This is a genomic window from Actinoplanes sp. M2I2 (assembly GCF_023544445.1).
Lineage (GTDB): Bacteria > Actinomycetota > Actinomycetes > Mycobacteriales > Micromonosporaceae > Actinoplanes.
The window spans coordinates 184,049-201,548 of sequence record NZ_JALPVJ010000018.1 but is presented as its reverse complement, the minus strand read 5'-3'; the positions used below and the strand labels follow the sequence as shown (position 1 = coordinate 201,548).

Below are 17,500 nucleotides of genomic sequence, written 5' to 3'. Positions count from 1 at the left end.
CAGCAACGTCTGGGCGACCAGCCGGCAGCCACGGCCAGCAGGGCCCGGAACTAACCGGGCACTGTCCGGTGCAGATCGGCGACCAGGATGTCGTAGGTGTCGCCGACCGAGTGGTCCCGCGCGCCCGGCTCGGGGGTCGCCCGCAGGTCGCGCAGGTCGGGCTCGGCCGGCTGCACGAAGCCGAGCCACAGGTAGAGGTCGCGAGCCACCTTGTTGGACTTGTCCACCCCGAGCAGCACCTGCCGGTGGCCTCGCGCCCGCAGATTCGCCTCGGCCCGCCGCAGCAGGGCCCGGCCGATCCCGCGGTGCCGCCGGGCCGGGGCGACATGCAGATGAAAGATCATCGGTACGCCGGCCAGGTGCCGCCGGACCTCGGGCTCGGTGGCGAGGCCCCAGGAGAGGAACACCCCGCCCACCGGGCGACCGTCCTCGAAGGCCAGCAGAACCTCGCCCAGACCCTTTTCCTGCAGAGGGACCCGGCCGAGAAAGAACTCATGGTGCTCGACGCCGAGGGATCCGAGGAGCAGCTCGATGTCGTCGCGGGCCGCGGCGCGGATCGTCACTGCCACCCGCACAGCTAAGCCCACATCCGGCCCGGCCGCGAACCGGGCACGTGCCCCGGTGAGCGGCCGAGGCACGTGGGTTCGTCAGCGGCCGAAGGCCGAGACAACTAGCGCGCCGATCAGCGCGACGAGAGAGAGGAAGAGCAGGACGACGACACCGAGCGAGTTGAGCAGCATCCGGGTCATCTGCCAGACGGCGACCAGGACGGAGCGGGCCCAGCTGACCGCGAAGCCGAGCAGCATGACCGCGACCACGATCGCGATGGTGCTCATGAGGTCGGTCGGAAGCTCCGGAGTGGAGCCGGCCGCCGCGGCGAAGGGGACGAGGTTGGACATGGGCTGGCCTTCCCTGACAAAGAGGCGAGTTCGCGACGGGGCATCTTCGGGGCGGGCGCGGGAGCGGAGGAGCGGCGCTTCGTCGCGGTGGCTCACGTGGTCGAGGAGAACGTCCGGGCATCGGCATCGTCATCACCCCTGTCGGCGCTTGAGTTCAGCGCCTCTTGTAGGCTCAGCCTAAACTTCAGTACTTCACTGAAGTAGCGTTAGCAGCGGTCAATTTCCTGTCACTCAAACAATTGACGATGCTTCATTCGGCTTCACTCATGCTTTTCCTGATGTGAAGGTCTATTCTTCGGGCTGTGCTTCAGCGGTTTACTGAAGTTAACTGAAGGAGACGGCGCCGATGCCCACGGTGACCACGCTGGCCGATCGCCTGAAGGAGCTGCGCACCTCGGCCCGGCCTGGGCAGCCCCTGACCCAGCGGGCGCTGAGCCGCGTGCTCGGCGTGAGCGTCCCGCTGATCTCCTCCTGGGAGCACGGCATCGTGCCGCCGATCGAGCGCCTGGACGACTACGCGCTCTTCTTCGCTCTCGCCGAGCCGGTGTCCTCGTTGCCCGCGCTCGAACAGCTCAGCGTCGACGAGCAGCAGGTGTATCAGGAACTGCGACGCGACCTGCACGCGCTGCGCGGCCGCGGCGCCGGCCTGCCCGACGCGCTGAGCGAGCCGGAGATCCCGCACCCGCTGCGGTTCCCGCCCGGCCAGGCGATCACCATCGTCCCGTCGGAGCTGCCGGCGCACGTGCGCAACCAGTTCGGCGACGTGTCCCGGCCCCAGGGCCCCGACTACGTCGAGTCGTACAAGTACGCCGATCTCGACGCGCTGATCGAGCTGCTGTCGTTCATCCGGGGCATGAACCCGACCAACCCCACCACCGTGGGCGTGCCGCGGGAGCTGTCGACCGACGACCTGACCGCGCATCTCATCGCGCTCGGCGGCGTCGACTTCAACGAGGTGACCGAGGCCGCCCTGACCGACCTCAGCCACGTGCCGGTGAAGCAGCTGAGGCGCGAGACGTTCCAGGAGACCGGGGCGTTCTCGGTCGGCGACGCGGGCGGCCGGCGTGTCGAGTACTCCCCGAAACTCCGCCGTGACCAGGGCAGCACCACTCTGAAGGAGGACGTTGCCCACTTCCTGCGCGCTCCGAATCCCTATAATCGTGAGCGAACACTGACATTCTTCAACGGCATGTACAGCCGCGGAAGCTACGGAATCGTGCGTGCCCTCACCGACCCGAAGATCCAGGAGCGGAACGCGGCGTACGTCGACCGTAGATTTCACAGCACCGACACCTATAGCATCGTCTGCCGCGTGAAGATCGTCGCCAATGAAGTCGTCGTCCCCGACTGGACTGTGGACGACATTCGTCTACACGAGTGGCCGGAGGCCGAGCGTGACCGCTCCAGCGGTACTGCTGCCCATTGATGCGCAGCCCCGGCAACGGACGACGCACCGCCCGCTCCTGCACCACGTCCCGGTCGTCGAGACCGAGGCCGACGTCGACGCGATCATCGTGCCGGCGGCGCGGTCGGCCACCAGCCTCACCCACGCCACCCGGCTGGCCGCCGAGCTGGGCTGCCCGCTGCTGGTGCTGTGCAGCCTCGGCGCGAACCCGCGGGACGTCCGGGCGCAGACCGCCGGCTCCGGGGTCGAGGTGCTCGCCGTCGAGTCCCCGGCCACGAGCCGGGTGCCCGTCCTCGAGACCCGGCTCCTGCTGGCCGACAGCCCGCTCCGGCGCCGGACCGACACTCCCGGCAAGCGCAACTTCGGTCTGGCGCTGGCCTGGATGGCCGGGTGGGAACGCGTCCTGTTCCTCGACGACGACATCGACATCCAGGACGCGTCCGAGGTACGGCGGGCGGCCGCGTTGCTCGACGATTACGAGGTTGTCGGGCTGGAGAACGTCGGCTTCCCCGACAACTCGGTGGTCTGCCACGCGCACCGCGACACCGGTGGAGAGCAGGGCACGTTCATCGGGTCCGGCGCGATGCTGTTCCGCCGCAGCCGGGCGACATCGTTCTTCACCAGCATCTACAACGAGGACTGGTTCTTCCTGCTGGACCCGCGGGGACTCACCACCTGCGCCGTGCACGGCACGTTCAGCCAGGCGCGCTTCGACCCGTACGCGGTTCGCAACCGGGCGGCGACCGAGGAGTTCGGCGACTGCCTGGCCGAGGGCCTGTTCTCCCTCCTGGACGACGGCCGGACGCTCGAGGAGGCGGCCACCAGCCAGTTCTGGCGCGCCTTCCGGGCCGACCGGGAGCAGTTCATCAGCGGTGTCCTGCGCCGTCTGGACAGCGCTCCCGGCATCTCGGTGTTCCGTCGCATGCAGATGGCCGAGGCCCTGCACGCGGCCCGCACGAGCCTCCAGCAGTTCACGCCGGACGACTGCGTCGGCTACCTCAAGACCTGGCAGGTCGACAAGCAGGCGTGGCGGGCCTGGATCGAGGGGCTCCCGGTCGGCCTGTCCATCGACGAGGCGCTGGCCCACCTCCGTTCCTGAGCACGCCACCGGCCGGTCCCGGGTCCTACCGTGACTGTCATGACAACGTGGCTCACCGCCGCCGACTGCGACCTGGAGGACTTCCGGGCAGTCTGCGAGCAGAAGACGGAACTGACCGGCTATCCGCACGCGGCCGAGGTCGTCGGCAACGTGCTCGTCTATCCGGGCTCCCTGCCCGATACCCGGGAGGTCCAGGGCGAACTCATCCGGGCCCTGCGCGACGGGCCCGGCATCGTCGTGTTCACCGGCGCGTTCGCGCCCGGCGTGGTCGACCGGGCGACCGAGGTGTTCGGGACGATGATCGAGGAGCAGAAGGCGGCCGGGGTGCGGGGCGGCGACCACTTCGCCCAGCCGGGCGCCAACGACCGGGTGTGGCGCGCGCTCGACAAGTTCGCGGTGCGTGACCCGGCGGCGTTCGCGGAGTACTACGACAACGCCGTGCTGGCGCTGGTCGCCCGGGCCTGGCTCGGCCCCGGCTATCAGGTGACCTCACAGGTCAACGTGGTCAACCCGGGAGGCCGGGCTCAGGTCGCGCACCGCGATTACCACCTCGGCTTCATGTCCCAGGACCAGGCGCTGCAGTACCCGGCGCACGTGCACGCGCTGTCGCCGGTGCTGACGCTGCAGGGCGCGGTCGCGCACGTCGACATGCCGGTCGAGACCGGGCCGACCCTCTATCTGCCGCACTCGCAGAAGTACCCGGCCGGCTACGTCGCCTTCCACCAGGAACCGTTCACGGCCTACTTCGACGAGCACCACGTGCAGCTGCCGCTGGCCAAGGGCGACGCGGCGTTCTTCAACCCGGCCCTGTTCCACGCCGCCGGGACCAACCGGTCCACCGATGTCCGGCGGATGGCCAACCTTCTGCAGATCTCCTCGGGTTTCGGCCGGGCGATGGAGACGGTCGACCGGGCCGCGATGGCGCGGGCCCTGTACCCGGTGCTGCGGGACTTCGGCGGGTCGGTCGACAACGTCATCGCGGCGTCGGCCGAGGGCTACGCGTTCCCCACCGATCTCGATCGCGACCAGCCCATCGGCGGCCTGGCCCCGCGCACCCAGGCTGAGCTCGTCCGGCTGGCGCTCACCGAACAGTGGGAGACCGACCGCTTCGAGCAGGAACTGCGCGCGTATGAACGGGCGCATTCCGGGTAGTCGGCGCCCGTGCCGACGAATGTTCCCGACTTCCTGACCGAGCATCGTGACGACCTGGTCAACGAGCTGACCGGCTGGATCAGGCTGGCTTCGGTGGCCGGGCAGCCGGAGACCGGGCCGGACCTGATCCGGTCGGCCAACTGGCTGGCCGGGACCCTGCGGGCGATCGGGTTCCCGACCGTCGACGTGTGGCGGATCGAGGGTGCGCCCGCCGTCTACGCCGAATGGTGCGAGGCGCCCGGCGCCCCGACCGTGCTGATCTACAGCCACCACGACGTCCGGAAGACCGACGACGAGCAGTGGGAGGAGACCGCGCCGTACTCGGCGACCGAGCGGGACGGCTACCTCTATGGCCGGGGCGCCTCGGACGCCAAGGGCCAGGTGCTCAGCCACCTCTGGGGCCTGCGGGCCCACCTGGCCGCCACCGGCCGGGACGCGCCCGCGGTCAACCTCAAGCTGCTGATCGAAGGCGAGGAGGAGAGCGGCTCGGCCCACCTCTCCGACGCCGTGGACGAGCACCAGGAGCTGCTCGACGCCGACCTGATCGTCTTCAGCGACACGCTGACCTGGCGGGCCGACCACCCCGCGATCTGCACCAGCCTGCGCGGCATGATCAGCGCCGAACTGCAGGTGATGGGGCCGCTGCGCGACGTGCACAGCGGGGCGGTGTCCGGGCCGGCGATCAACCCGGCGATCGAGCTGGCCGCGCTGATCGGCTCGCTCCACGACGACCGGGGACGCATCACGTTCCCCGGTTTCTACGACGACGTGGAGGAGATCACCGAGGCGCGGCGGGCCGAACTGGCGGCGCTGCCGTACAGCGACGAGGACTGGCTCGAACGCTCGGAGACCCGCGGCATCGGCGGCGAGCACGGCTACACGGTGCTCGAGCGGCTCTGGGAACGGCCCGCCGTCGAGGTGATCGGGATGCTGGCCGGCGATCCGGTCGGCCTGCCCCGGGCTGCCGTCCCGGCAACGGCGACGGCCCGGCTGAGCATCCGTACGGCGACCGGCCAGCGCGCCGCCACGGTCGAGAAGCAGCTGCGGCAGTGGGTGGCCGCACGCTTGGACGACCGGGTCGAGTACGACCTGACCATCTCGGAGCAGATCTCCCAGGAGCCGTACCGGACCCCGGGCGACCTGCCCGCGCTGGCCACCCTGGCGGCGGCGATGGAGGAGGGCTTCGGCAAGCGGCCCGGCCGGATGGGCAACGCGGGCGGCGGCCCGGCCGAGCTGCTGACCCGCAAGCTCGGCGCCCCGGTGCTGTTCTTCGGCGTCGGCCTGCCCGAGGATCGCTGGCACGACGACGACGAGCGCGTCTCCATCCGCATGCTCCTCGACGGCGCCGCCACCCTGGCCCACTTCTGGCACGGCCTGGCCCTCGACTCGGCCGACGGATCCTAGGTGTCCGCCTTCCCCCAGGCGCGGCCGGTCCGGCCCCGCCTGGGGGAAGTCACCCCCTGACGGTCGCGTGCGCCACCTGTTCGAGGGCGCCGGCCACTCCGGCGCCGGCGACCAGGCGGCGCTGACGATCGGCGCCGGTGCCCTCGCGGTGCACCCGATCGAGCTCGGCCGTCACGACGCCGAGGTCGCCGTGCTCACGCAGGGCCGGCCCGATGAGCTCGACCAGCTCGCCGATCAGGTCCCAGGCCGGCCGGGCCCGGCCCGAGCGCGGGTCGAGCAGGGTGCCTCCGACGCCCTGCCGGGCGGCGTTCCAGTGGGCCGCCTCGAGCACCACGTCGGGCACCACCACCGGGGCGAACGCCGAGGACGCCGCAGTGCTGACCAGCCCTCGCACCAGCCCGGCGATCAGCACGGTGTCGGCCGCCTCGAGGCAGACGTCGGCGACCCGCACCTCCACGGTCGGGAACTGCGCCGACGGGCGGGAGAACCAGAACAGCATGGTCCGGTCCATCATCTCGCCCGAGTCGATCAGCGCCCGGACCGTGTTCTCGTACTCCTCGGCCGACTCCAGATGTGGCCACGGTCCCAGGCTGGGCCACCGGTCGAGCTGGATGGACCGCCAGCTGGCATAGCCGGTGTCCGAGCCCTCGAACAGGGGCGAGTTGGCCGCCAAGGCCTGGATCACCGGCAGCCAGGGCCGCATCCAGGTGCAGACGTCCACGGCGAGCGCCGGGTCGGGCACCCCGACGTGCACGTGGCAACCGCAGACCGCGGGGTCACGGGCGATCGGCCCGTAGTGATCCACGATCCGGCGGAACCGGGTGTCGTCGGTCGGCTCGCGCACGGGCTCGGCGACCGGGGTCGCCCCCACCGCCACGAGGCGCGCGCCCGTGGCCCGGGCCGCCGCCGCCGTCGCCCGCCGGGCCGTCAGCAACTGCTCGCGCAGCTCGTCCAGCCCGGCGCAGACGTCGGTGACCATCTCGACCATGCTCGGCCGGAACTCCCGGCGGACCCGGTGGCGCAGCGCGTCGTCCAGCCCGGCGTAGACCTTCTCGGCCATCGGCGCGTTCTCCGCCGTGTCCAGATCGACCAGCAGGAACTCTTCCTCGACCCCGATGGTGGCCCCGACGGCGGCCCCGCCGGCGGCTCCGACGGCGGCCCCGACAGCGGCGGCGCCGGGCGTGGCGCCGCCGCCGGGCGGGAGCGTCATCGGGGCCGCGTGGCGGTCAGCAGCACCACGGCGATCCGCTCGGCCCGGGCGTACGCCGGACCGTCCAGCTCCTCGTCGTACACGTCCGGGTCCACCTCACGATAGGTCCAGGTCAGGTCGGTGCCGGCCAGCCGCCGCTCGGCCGCCGCCCGCAACACGTCGTGACCGTCGACGATGCCACACCCGCTGAACAGCACGAGCGAACCGCCGGGGGCGAGCCGCTGGGCCGCGAGGTCGATGATCGTGAGCGACAGCTCGTTGCCGTCCCGGCCACCGCCGTCGCGGTACGTCCGGCCGGCCGGGTCGATCATGAACGGCGGGTTGGAGACGATCAGGTCGAAGGAGCCGGTGACACCGTCGAGCAGGTTGCTGTGGCGGGGCAGCACCCGGTCGATGCCGGCCAGGGCGGCGTTGATCCGGGCGTACCGCAGTGCGGTCTCGTTGATGTCCAGCGCGAACACCTCGGCGCCGGGGGCCCGCTTGGCCACGGTGATCGCCCCCGCGCCGGTGCCGCAGCCGATGTCGGCCGCGCGGAAGACCTCGCGGCCGCTCGCGCAGGCCGCGGCGGCGTCAGCCATGCGGTAGGTGTCGGGGCCGAAGAACACCGAGTCGGGCGCGTCGGTGGGGAACGCCGAGTGGACGAACAGCTCGTCGTCGTACGAGGAGAAGCGCACCCGGCTGCGCCACAGCTCCCCGCTGGTGTCCACCGCGCCGGCCGCCCGGAGCAGGTCGACGATCGGCGCGGGCAGCAGGTCGGGGGCGAACGGCCGGCTCCAGCCGAGAACGTCGCGCAGGCTTCGCGCGGTGGCGTTCTCCGGACGCCGGTTGACGCGCTCATGGGTGGCCGGTGTGACGGTGGTGAACCGGTAACCCATGTCTTTGAGCGTCTCACCGAGCCGGAGGAGCGCCGCGTCGGCCTGGGTCAACGCGGAGGTGGCGGCGGGAGCCGTTCTGGTCGTAGTCATGGGCCGCGCTTTCCCGGAGATCGCCGCTTCATTCCAGCGTTCATCCCCGACGGATGATGCCCGGTCCCGCCCCGGTGCGGCACGGTCGGCGGGACAGGAGGTGCCGGATGGAACCCACGATGCGTGAGGGCGCGGGAACGGTGATCGCCGGCGCGGCCGTGCTGTGTGTGTGGCTTCCGGCTTCGTCGGCGGCCTCCTCGGCGCCTGGTGGGCGCCCGGCCGGTCGCCCGTGGCCACGCCGGCCGCCTCGACCGGCTGCGACGTGACCGGCATGGCCGAACGGGTCTTCCCGTCGCTGGTGACGATCCAGGTGCAGGGGGCCGAGGAGTCCGGCCTGGCGTCGGGCTCGGTGCTCGACACGGCCGGCAACATCCTGACCAACGACCACGTCATCGCCTCGGCCGCCACCGGTGGCCGGATCACCGTCGACTTCGCCCGGGGCGCCGTCGACGTCGGTCACGGCGGCCGGCCGAGCGCGCTGGTCAACGCGGTGCAGACCGACGCCGCGATCAACCCCGGCAACAGCGGCGGCCCGCTGGTGGACTGCTCGGGCCGGCAGGTCGGCGTCAACTCGGCCGGCGCCCAGGTGCCCGGCGGCGGGGGCGGCAGCATCGGGCTCAACTTCGCGATCCCGATGGACTTCGCCCGCTCGGTCGCCGACCAGATCATCGACACCGGCCGGGTCACCCACCCCAGCATCGGCGGCAAGCCCGTGGACAGCGTCGATCAGATGCTGGTCGCGGTCCGTGCGCACAGCCCCGGCCAGCCGGTCGGGGTGACGTACGTCCGGGCCGGCAAGCCGTCGACAGCGCCGGTGCCCGTATCCGCGATCTGAGCTCGAAGGAGGGACAGCCATGGGCGCGACCGACACCAGGACGGCGATCAGCACACCGCAGAAGCTGACCCTGATGACCATGACGGCGATGGTCGTCGGGTCGATGGTCGGCGCGGGGGTGTTCTCGCTGCCCCGGCGGTTCGCCCAGGAGACCGCGGTGCTCGGCTCGCTCATCGCCTGGGTGATCGCCGGGTCCGGCATGCTGATGCTCGCGTTCGTGTTCCAGACCCTCGCCGTCCGCAAACCCGAGCTCGATGCGGGCGTCTACGCGTACGCCAAAGCGGGTTTCGGGGAGTATCTCGGCTTCTTCTCCGCGTTCGGCTACTGGGCCAGCTCGTGTGTCGGCAACGTCACCTACTGGGTGCTGATCATGTCGACGATCGGGACCATCGTCCCGGCGCTGGGCGAGGGCGACACGGTGCTGGCGATCGTGTTCTCGACGATCGGGGTCTGGGCCTTCTTCTATCTCGTGCAGCGCGGGGTCAAGGACGCGGCCGTCATCAACCGGGTCGTCACCGTGGCCAAGCTCGTGCCCATCATCGCGTTCGTCCTGCTCGCGCTGTTCGCCCTCGACCCGGGTGTCTTCGCCGACAACCTGCGGGGCGGCAGCGATCTGGGCTCGCTGTTCGAGCAGGTGCGGGGCACGATGCTGGTCACCGTGTTCGTGTTCCTCGGGGTCGAGGGGGCGAGCGTCTACTCCCGGCACGCGGCCCGCCGGTCCGACGTCGGCCGGGCCACCGTCCTGGGCTTTCTCAGCGTCTTCGCCGTCTTCGCCTCGGTCACCGTCGTCTCGTACGGGATCCTGCCCTATCAGGAGATCGCGCAGCTCCGGCAGCCGTCGATGGGCGGTGTGCTCGAGGCCGCGTTCGGTCAGTGGGGCAAGGTGCTGGTCAGCGTCGGGCTGATCGTCTCGGTGCTGGGCGCCTATCTGGCCTGGACGCTGATGGCGGCCGAGGTGCTCTTCGTGGCCGCGCGTGACGACGACATGCCGCGCTTCCTGGGCCGGACCCGGGGCGCCGACGTGCCGTTCAACTCGCTGCTGCTGACCACGATCCTCGTCCAGGTCGTCCTGGTCATCACCTACTTCTCCGAGGACGCCTTCAACTTCGCGCTCGACCTCACCAGCGCGCTCAGCCTGGTCCCGTTCCTGCTGGCCGCCGCGTACGCGGTCAAGCTGGGCCGCGGCCGGGGTCTGACGGTGCCGCTGATCGCCACCGCCTACACCGTGTTCCTGCTGTTCGCGGCCGGCCTCAAGTTCCTGCTCGTCTCGTTCATCCTCTACGCCCCGGCCACGATCCTGTTCGTCATGGCCCGGCGCGAGCAGGGCCGCCGGCTCTTCTCACCGCGCGAGCTCATCATCCTGGCCGTCTCGGTCGCCGGCGCCGTCGTCGGCATCGTGGCGCTGGCCGCCGGCTGGATCTCCATCTGACCCTTAGGAGTCGATCATGACCGGAACCACCCCCTACGGCGTCCACTCCGAGGTCGGCCGGCTACGCAAGGTGCTGGTCTGCTCACCCGGGCTGGCGCACCGCCGGCTCACCCCCAGCAACGCCGACGACCTGCTCTTCGACGACGTCATGTGGGTGGAGAACGCGCAGCGCGACCACGCCGACTTCGTCAACAAGCTGCGGGAGCGCGACGTCGAAGTGGTCGAGCTGCACAACCTGCTGGAGCAGACCATGGCGCTCCCGCAGGCCCGGACCTGGCTGCTCGACCGCAAGATCATCCCCAACGAGGTGGGCATCGGGCTGGTCGACGACACCCGGACGTTCCTCGAGTCGCTCGCCCCGCGCGAGCTGGCCGTCTATCTGATCGGCGGACTGGCCACCTCGGACCTGCCGGACGACTTCCGGTCCGGGTACGTCGCCCTGGCCCGCGAGTCCACCGGCGTCCGCGAATATCTGATGCCGCCGTTGCCCAACACCCTCTACACGCGGGACACGACGTGCTGGCTCTACGGCGGGGTCACCCTCAACCCTCTGTACTGGCCCGCCCGTCACGACGAGACGCTGCTGATGAAGGCGATCTACCAGTTCCACCCGGATTTCGCCGGCTCGACGATCTGGTGGGGCGACCCGGAGCAGGAATGGGGCCTGGCCACGTTCGAGGGCGGCGACGTGATGCCGGTGGGCAACGGGGTCGTGCTGGTCGGCATGAGCGAGCGCACGTCCCGGCAGGCCATCACCCAGGTGGCCAAGGCGCTCTTCGATCAGGGCGCGGCCGAGCGGGTGGTCGTGGCCGGCATGCCCAAGCTGCGCGCCGCCATGCACCTGGACACCGTGTTCACCTTCGCCGACCGCGACATCGCGACGCTCTACCCGGCGATCGTGGACGGCATCCACACGTTCTCGCTGCGGCCCAGCGACAACCGGCACGGGATCGACATCACCGACGAGGGCTCGCGGATGTTCGTCGACGTCGTGGCCGAGTCGCTCGGCCTCAAGGAGCTGCGGGTGATCGAGACCGGCGGCGACGTCTACCAGTCCGAGCGCCAGCAGTGGGACAGCGGCAACAACGCGGTCGCCCTCGAGCCGGGCACGGTCTTCACGTACGACCGGAACACGCTCACCAACACGCTGCTGCGCAAGGCCGGGGTCGAGGTCATCACGATCGTCGGCGCCGAGCTCGGCCGGGGGCGTGGCGGCGGGCACTGCATGACCTGCCCGCTCATCCGTGACGCCGTGGAATTCTGACCGCGGATGGACGAGCACAGCGCGCTGGTGCTGTTCCTGGCGCTGTTCGCGCTCTACAGCCCGGTCGCGGCCCTGGCGTCGTACCTGCCGATCGTCCGCCCGTACGCCCGCAAGGAGCAGGTCCGGCTGGCCGTCGGGCTGACTCTCAACGTCGTCGTGTTCGTCCTGGTCGCCATCTGGGTCGGCGAACCGCTGCTCGTCCTGCTCGGCATCAGCACCGCGGCGCTGACCGCGACCGGCGGGATCGCGCTGTTGCTGGCCGCGGTGCCGTTGATGCGGGGGAGCGTGGTCACCGAGACCGCCGGCGAGGAGGCGGTGGCCGGGGTGCCCTGGCGTTCCGTGCTCTTCACCCCGCTGACCTTCCCGCTGACGGTCGGCGGCACCACCTTCGCGTTCGGGGTGGCCGCCTCGGCCGACGCCGAGAGCAACGGCGAGCGGCTGATGCTTTCGGTCGCCGCGCTCGCCTACGCCGTCGTGACCGGGCTGACGCTGTATCTCTCGGGCCACGTCGACCGGCGCATCTCGCCCCGGATCGGCCTGATCCTGGACCGCGTGGCCGGCATCCTGCTGACCTCCATCGCGGTCATCCTGCTGGCCAACGGCTTCACCGAGCTGGTGCTCGCGGCCGCGGACTGAGGGGGCGCCGGTCGCCCGGCGCCCCCGCCGGATCAGACCGCGAAGCCGCGGTGGCGGCGGACCAGCTTGCGCAGCATGAAGACGGTCTGCGCGATGGTGGCGATGTAGAGCAACGGCCAGCCGAGAGAGAGGATCGCCGACTGCACGCCCACGCTCTGCTGGGTCCAGGCGAAGGTGGCCCCGCCCACGATGGCGATCAGCACGACCAGCGGCATGACGTAGGCCGAGCCCTTGCCCTTCTCCGCGTTGGCCTGGGCGGCCCAGTTGTCCTGATCGGTCTTGGCCAGGAATTGTGCCCAGGCCGAGACGAAGTGCCCCATCCGTACGAACATGTAGAGCTCGGCCGGGATGAAAAGCGCCGCATAGAGGATGTCGGAGGCGCTCTTGTCCTTCATGGACAGCGCGAGACGCAGGTTGAGCAGCATCGCGATGGCCGGCGGGATGAGCCAGATCGGATTGAACACGAAGGCGTCGATCGACAGCGCGGCCACCAGCAGCAGCAGGAAGCCCAGCCGCGAAACGATGTTGAACGCCATCGAGATGTTCTCGAACCACCGCAGCCGCAGGTTGGGGTGCAGCGGCTGGCCCTTGCTGTCACCGCGCTGGCCGGGCCAGAACAGGTCGATGGCGCCGAAGTTCCACTTCACCTGCTGACCGTGCAGCGCGCGGAGGTTGGTCATCGGGCCGACGTACGCCCGGGCGCTGGCGCTGATCTTCGTGCTGAAGCCGGCGTCCTTGATCTGGAGCGACAGCTTGCTGTCCTCGACCTCGCTGTCACGCACCCACGGCGCCTGCTGATAGTGGCGGACCATGACGGTCTCGAGCGCCCGCATGTTGAACAAGCTGCACTGCCCGCCCAGCACGGCCATGTTGCGGCCGCGGAGCAGGTTGTCCATGTTGAACGCGGCGAACTGCGCGCGCTGCCCGGCCACCAGGAACCGCGCCATCAGGCCCTTGCGGTTCTTGTCGATGCTGTAGATCGCGCTGAGCCCGCCGATGCGCGGGTCGTCGGTCATCTCCAGCTCGAGCCGCTCCACGGCGTCGCGGGCCAGGGTGGTGTCGCCGTCGACACCGAGGATGTAGTCGAAGCCGCGCGACAGGAAGTAGCCGTAGTTGAGCGCGCCGACCTTCTTGTCGGGGTTCACCCCCATGTCGTGCACGTGCACCGTGGTGACGAACTCCTCGCCCTTCACCGTACGGGTGTGCCGGCCCTCGAAGCCGCGGGCGATCTCGGGGGTGTCGTCGTCCGTGTTGTTGATGATCACGTGGATGACGTCCGGCAGCCGCGTCTGCGCCAGCAGGCTCCGCAGCACGTCGGCGATCGTGTCCTGCTCGTTGTAGCAGGGGATGATGCAGCTGATCGTGGCGTTGCGCGGGGTCGCGTTGGTGGCCGAGGCGGCGATCTCGCCGGCGATCGTCTCGACCGCCTCCAGCTCGTGCAGCTGCGGGACGGCCGGCGGCAACGCCAGCGGCCCGGCCTTGGAGCTGCGGGGCAGCAGGATCTGGCGGTCGGTGGCCCGGCGCAGGCCGGGGCTGGACTCGGTCATCGGGGGGCACCATTCGTGAGCAGCGGCAGGGTGAGGGTGTCCAGGGCGGTGGAGCGGTAGTAGCTGTCCGACTTCGGAGCGGTCTCCACCAGCAGGTCCAGCCGGATCGACACCGTGAGCTTCGTCGCTCCGGTCGTGGCCGCCGGCAGCGTCACCACGGTGTTGTAGGGGTACGGCGGGGTCACGTCGAACTTGCCGTTGTCGCGGGTCACCGTTGACCGCTTGGTGCCGTCGTCCTGGATCACCTGGAAGGTGCTGATGGTGATGCGGTGGGTGTCGTCGGCATCCTCGACGTGGGCCGCGACGTTGATCGTCTTCAGCGACTCGGCCGTGTAGAGCTTGGCGTTGTCGGACGTCCAGTAGGTCAGCTGGACCGTGAAGGTGCCCTGCTTGAGCCGGTGGGTGACCGTGCCGGTGTCCAACGGCCCACTGGGCCGGACCGGCAGCACGACCGCCCGGGTGCCCGTGCTCGTGCTCGGCCCCGGGGAGGGCGACGCGCTCGGGCTGCTGTCGCCGATCAGCGGCTTGCTGCTGCTCGTGAGCTGCTTGAGGCTGCTGCAGCCGGTCAGGCTGCCGCACAGTACGGCGGCGGCCAGTCCGGCGGCCACGCTTCGGGGGAGGCGCACGTGGGGGAACCCTTCGCTTCGAGACCGGCGCGGCCCGCCCGCGCTCTGCTCGACACCTCATCGGCGGCGCGACGACCGCGCTTGAAGGTTTCGGCCGGGGTTCTTTTCGGTGGTCCACCGCCCGTGACGGGAGCAATCTGCGCAAAACGCTGCGGCGGCCGAGCGAGGTATGATGGCGGCGGCGGTAAACGACGAGGGTTTTCAAGGTTAACGGAAAGTTAACGTGCGATTTTCCGCTGGTATTCATCAATAAGCGTCTACGTGAGGAAGAGGTAGGTTTTGTTTCGCCGATTCGGGCAATGCGGGTCGGCATGTCGGACCACCAGACACGCGGGCGTGTAGTGACTGAAGCAGTGATGACCAGGTGTTTCTGGCAACCTCCGAAGACCAAACAGGCCCCCAAGGTCGAGCTCAAAGTGGCCGTCTCGTCGGGCGATCTTCGCTCGCTGGACGCCAATTTCGACGGCGGCCTGGCCCGGCGGGTCTATTTCCTCGACACGCCCGATCTCGCCCTCCAGCAGCACGGTCTCATCGTGCGGGTCCGCAGCACCGAGGGCCGGGCCGGCGACGCCGTGGTCAAGTTGCGGCCGGTGCTTCCCAAGGCGTTGCCGGCCTGGCTGCGCAACGACAACGGGTTCGCGGTCGAGATCGACGCGCTGCCCGACAACTACGCCTGCTCGGGCGCCCTCAAGCGCTCCCTCGGCCGGCACGAGGTCGAGCGCACGATCGCCGCCGGCAAACCGCTCGCCCGGCTGCTCTCCGGCCGGCAGCGGCGGCTGCTCACCGCGTACGCCAGCGTGCCTCTGAGCGCCCTGCTCACCTTCGGCCCGGTCGAGGTGCGCAAGTGCCGGCTCACGCTGGCCGCGCTCGACCACCCGCTGATGGCCGAGGAGTGGACCTTCCCGGACGGCTCGTCGATCGCCGAGCTCTCCACGCGCTGCCCGTCGGGCAAGGCGGCCGCGGTGGCCGCCGAGACGTCCAGCGCGCTCCGGGCGTACGGGATCGTCCCGGACGACGAGCCGCAGGTGACCAAGACGGAGGCGACGCTCCGGTATTTCAGACCTCTATTCGCGAACCCATGATCACCGTGCGGTCGCGGGGGAGGCTGAAGTACTCCGCCGCGTCCGCCGTGATGTAGGACGTGGCGATGAAGAGGCGTTTGCGCCACGGCGCCATGGTGGGGGACGTGCCCCGGACGAGCTCGATCTTCGACAGGAAGTACGAGGCCTCGTCGACCGAGATCTCGCCCTCGGTCAGCTCGGAGTCGAGCATGGCCAGCAGGGCCGGCACGTCCGGTGTCTCCATGTAGCCGTAACGGGCGGTGACGTGCGTGATGCCGTCCCCGGCGTAGCCCAGGTGGTCGACCTCGATGCGCTGGTCGTCGGCCAGCCGGGGCACGGGCAGGGTGTCGATCGACAGGACGACGACGTGCTCGTGCCGCACGTGGTTGTGCTCGACGTTGGCCCGCAGCGCGAGCGGGGCGGTCTGCTTGCCGCGGTTCAGGAAGATCGCCGTGCCGGGCACCCGGCTCAGCGGCGGCTGCCGAGTCTGGATGTCGTCGACGAACTCGCTCAGCGTGCCCTCGGCCCGGTCACGTTCCGCGGTCACGACCGCGCGCCCCCGCTGCCAGGTCGCCATCACGGTGAACGCGGCCACGCCGATGAGCAGCGGCAACCAGGCGCCGTGGGCCAGCTTGGTGAGGTTGGCCGCCAGGAACAGCAGGTCGAACGCCAGCAGGATGCCACCGCCGGCCAGCACCAGGGGCAGCGGCGCGTTCCACCGGACCCGGGCGAAATAGAAGAACAGCAGCGTGGTGATGGTGATCGTCCCGATGACGGCCATGCCGTACGCGTAGGCCAGCGCGGCCGAGCTGCGGAAGGCGAACACCAGGACCAGCACCGAGATCATCAGCAGCCAGTTGATCCACGGGACGTAGATCTGGCCGATGGTCGACTCGGAGGTGTGCGCGATCCGCAGGCGCGGCAGATAGCCCAGCTGACCCGCCTGGGAGGCCACCGAGTAGGCCCCGGTGATGACGGCCTGGGCGGCGATCACCGTGGCCGCGGTGGCCAGGATCACCAGCGGCAGGCGGCCCCACCCGGGCACCAGCAGGAAGAACGGCCCGGTCACGGCGCTCCGGTCACCCAGCAGCAGGGCGCCCTGACCGAGGTAGCTCAGCGTCAACGCCGGCAGCACGAGCCCCAGCCACCCGCGCACGATCGCCCGGCGGCCGAAGTGGCCCATGTCGGCGTAGAGGGCCTCGGCCCCGGTCACGGCGAGCACGACCGCGGCGAGCGCGAAGAAGGCGATGTGGAAGTGCCCGGCCAGGAAACCGATGGCGTACGTCGGGGACAGCGCCTCGAGGATGCGGGGCTCACGGACGATGCCGTACACGCCGGCCGCGCCGATCACCGTGAACCACAGGATCATCACCGGGCCGAAGAGGCGGCCGACCGCCGCGGTACCCCGTCGCTGCACGGCGAACAGCACGACGATGATCAGAGCGGTGAGCGGCACGACGATGGCCTCGAGCCCCGGCCGCACCACTTCGAGTCCCTCGACCGCGGACAGCACCGAGATGGCCGGGGTGATCATGCTGTCGCCGAAGAACAGCGCGGCGCCGAAGATGCCGAGCAGGGCCAGGAGCACCGCGCTGCGCCGGCCCGTCGAGGTGCCCCAGCGGCGCAGCAGGGTGATCAGGGCCATGATGCCGCCCTCACCGTCGTTGTTCACCCGCATCACGAGCGTGACGTAGGTGAGCGTCACGATGATCATGACCGACCAGAAGATCGTCGACACGACGCCGAAGATGTTGGCGTCGGTGAGCGGCACCGGGTGCGGGTCGTCGGGGTTGAACAGGGTCTGCACCGTGTAGATCGGGCTGGTGCCGATGTCGCCGAACACCACGCCGAGCGCACCCACCACCACGGCAGTACTCAGTTTGGGATGGCCACGGTGGGGCGCCTCTTGGGTCACCCGATCATTCTGCGCGCCGGTACGCCCTCCGGGAGGCGTGTCGCATGGTGTCC

General features: G+C 70.3%; 16 protein-coding genes. 9 read left to right on the top strand and 7 right to left on the bottom strand.

What is annotated here, in order from left to right; genetic code table 11:
* Positions 1–50: 50 nt before the first annotated feature.
* Both HJC40_RS33070 and HJC40_RS33065 read right to left on the bottom strand, forming a co-directional pair.
* On the bottom strand, positions 51–569 hold the full coding sequence (locus HJC40_RS33070) for a GNAT family N-acetyltransferase (protein WP_250007235.1): 519 nt from the start codon (positions 567–569) through the stop codon (positions 51–53).
* A gap of 78 nt (positions 570–647) precedes the next feature.
* Positions 648–899 (bottom strand): hypothetical protein, encoded by a 252-nt coding sequence (locus tag HJC40_RS33065; RefSeq protein WP_250007233.1) that lies wholly within the window; start codon positions 897–899, stop codon positions 648–650.
* A gap of 346 nt (positions 900–1,245) precedes the next feature.
* On the opposite strand from HJC40_RS33065, the gene HJC40_RS33060 reads away from it, so the two are divergent.
* Genes HJC40_RS33060 through HJC40_RS33045 form a run of 4 tightly spaced genes read left to right on the top strand, consistent with a single transcriptional unit; the run spans position 1,246 to position 5,959 of the window.
* Positions 1,246–2,325 carry a helix-turn-helix transcriptional regulator gene (locus tag HJC40_RS33060; protein ID WP_250007231.1) on the top strand — a complete coding sequence of 360 codons (1,080 nt, stop codon included), beginning with the start codon at positions 1,246–1,248 and terminating at the stop codon, positions 2,323–2,325.
* The gene (locus tag HJC40_RS33055) at positions 2,294–3,403 is read left to right on the top strand and encodes a hypothetical protein (RefSeq protein WP_250007229.1); all 1,110 of its coding nucleotides are present in this window, start codon (positions 2,294–2,296) and stop codon (positions 3,401–3,403) included. The genes HJC40_RS33060 and HJC40_RS33055 overlap by 32 nt, the downstream gene beginning before the upstream one ends.
* Positions 3,404–3,442: 39 nt before the next feature.
* Entirely contained in the window at positions 3,443–4,555 is a 1,113-nt protein-coding gene (locus HJC40_RS33050) for a phytanoyl-CoA dioxygenase family protein (protein ID WP_250007227.1), read from the top strand.
* Between the two features lie 9 nt (positions 4,556–4,564).
* Entirely contained in the window at positions 4,565–5,959 is a 1,395-nt protein-coding gene (locus HJC40_RS33045) for a M20/M25/M40 family metallo-hydrolase (protein ID WP_250007225.1), read from the top strand.
* A 49-nt stretch (positions 5,960–6,008) separates the two neighbouring features.
* On the opposite strand, the gene HJC40_RS33040 is transcribed toward HJC40_RS33045, so the two are convergent.
* On the bottom strand, positions 6,009–7,169 hold the full coding sequence (locus HJC40_RS33040; RefSeq protein ID WP_250007221.1) for a glutamate--cysteine ligase: 1,161 nt from the start codon (positions 7,167–7,169) through the stop codon (positions 6,009–6,011).
* Positions 7,166–8,134, bottom strand: a complete 969-nt coding sequence (locus tag HJC40_RS33035) for a class I SAM-dependent methyltransferase (protein WP_250007219.1) — start codon at positions 8,132–8,134, stop codon at positions 7,166–7,168. The genes HJC40_RS33040 and HJC40_RS33035 overlap by 4 nt, the downstream gene beginning before the upstream one ends.
* Positions 8,135–8,303: 169 nt before the next feature.
* Here HJC40_RS33035 and HJC40_RS33030 point away from each other — a divergent pair, with 169 nt between their 5' ends.
* Genes HJC40_RS33030 through HJC40_RS33015 form a run of 4 tightly spaced genes read left to right on the top strand, consistent with a single transcriptional unit; the run spans position 8,304 to position 12,298 of the window.
* Positions 8,304–8,969: a S1C family serine protease gene (locus HJC40_RS33030; protein WP_250007217.1), complete on the top strand. Its 666-nt coding sequence runs from the start codon at positions 8,304–8,306 to the stop codon at positions 8,967–8,969.
* 19 nt (positions 8,970–8,988) lie between these two features.
* Positions 8,989–10,398: a basic amino acid/polyamine antiporter gene (locus HJC40_RS33025; protein ID WP_250007216.1), complete on the top strand. Its 1,410-nt coding sequence runs from the start codon at positions 8,989–8,991 to the stop codon at positions 10,396–10,398.
* A gap of 16 nt (positions 10,399–10,414) precedes the next feature.
* Complete coding sequence (locus HJC40_RS33020) at positions 10,415–11,662, top strand: arginine deiminase (protein WP_250007214.1); 1,248 nt, start codon at positions 10,415–10,417, stop codon at positions 11,660–11,662.
* 6 nt (positions 11,663–11,668) lie between these two features.
* Positions 11,669–12,298, top strand: a complete 630-nt coding sequence (locus HJC40_RS33015) for a MarC family protein (RefSeq protein WP_250007212.1) — start codon at positions 11,669–11,671, stop codon at positions 12,296–12,298.
* 32 nt (positions 12,299–12,330) lie between these two features.
* Here the strand turns inward: HJC40_RS33015 and HJC40_RS33010 are convergent, their stop codons facing one another.
* Positions 12,331–13,845: a glycosyltransferase gene (locus HJC40_RS33010; protein ID WP_250007210.1), complete on the bottom strand. Its 1,515-nt coding sequence runs from the start codon at positions 13,843–13,845 to the stop codon at positions 12,331–12,333.
* A complete protein-coding gene (locus HJC40_RS33005) occupies positions 13,842–14,471 on the bottom strand; it encodes a hypothetical protein (RefSeq protein ID WP_250007208.1) in 630 nt (209 codons plus the stop codon). Before HJC40_RS33005 ends, HJC40_RS33010 begins: the two co-directional genes overlap by 4 nt.
* A 356-nt stretch (positions 14,472–14,827) precedes the next feature.
* On the opposite strand from HJC40_RS33005, the gene HJC40_RS33000 reads away from it, so the two are divergent.
* Positions 14,828–15,553, top strand: a complete 726-nt coding sequence (locus HJC40_RS33000) for a hypothetical protein (protein ID WP_250007206.1) — start codon at positions 14,828–14,830, stop codon at positions 15,551–15,553.
* Here the strand turns inward: HJC40_RS33000 and HJC40_RS32995 are convergent.
* Positions 15,528–17,447, bottom strand: coding sequence for a potassium transporter Kup (locus HJC40_RS32995; RefSeq protein WP_250007204.1), 1,920 nt, complete (start codon positions 17,445–17,447; stop codon positions 15,528–15,530). The genes HJC40_RS33000 and HJC40_RS32995 overlap by 26 nt on opposite strands.
* Positions 17,448–17,500 lie beyond the last annotated feature (53 nt).

Coding starts and splice junctions, on each gene's coding strand:
- HJC40_RS33060 (WP_250007231.1), top strand. CDS start 1,246: ATGCCCACGGTGACCACGCTGGCCGATCGCCTGAAGGAGCTGCGCACC.
- HJC40_RS33065 (WP_250007233.1), bottom strand. CDS start 899: ATGTCCAACCTCGTCCCCTTCGCCGCGGCGGCCGGCTCCACTCCGGAG.
- HJC40_RS33040 (WP_250007221.1), bottom strand. CDS start 7,169: ATGACGCTCCCGCCCGGCGGCGGCGCCACGCCCGGCGCCGCCGCTGTC.
- HJC40_RS33025 (WP_250007216.1), top strand. CDS start 8,989: ATGGGCGCGACCGACACCAGGACGGCGATCAGCACACCGCAGAAGCTG.
- HJC40_RS33020 (WP_250007214.1), top strand. CDS start 10,415: ATGACCGGAACCACCCCCTACGGCGTCCACTCCGAGGTCGGCCGGCTA.
- HJC40_RS33050 (WP_250007227.1), top strand. CDS start 3,443: ATGACAACGTGGCTCACCGCCGCCGACTGCGACCTGGAGGACTTCCGG.
- HJC40_RS33000 (WP_250007206.1), top strand. CDS start 14,828: ATGACCAGGTGTTTCTGGCAACCTCCGAAGACCAAACAGGCCCCCAAG.
- HJC40_RS33015 (WP_250007212.1), top strand. CDS start 11,669: ATGGACGAGCACAGCGCGCTGGTGCTGTTCCTGGCGCTGTTCGCGCTC.
- HJC40_RS33010 (WP_250007210.1), bottom strand. CDS start 13,845: ATGACCGAGTCCAGCCCCGGCCTGCGCCGGGCCACCGACCGCCAGATC.
- HJC40_RS33035 (WP_250007219.1), bottom strand. CDS start 8,134: ATGACTACGACCAGAACGGCTCCCGCCGCCACCTCCGCGTTGACCCAG.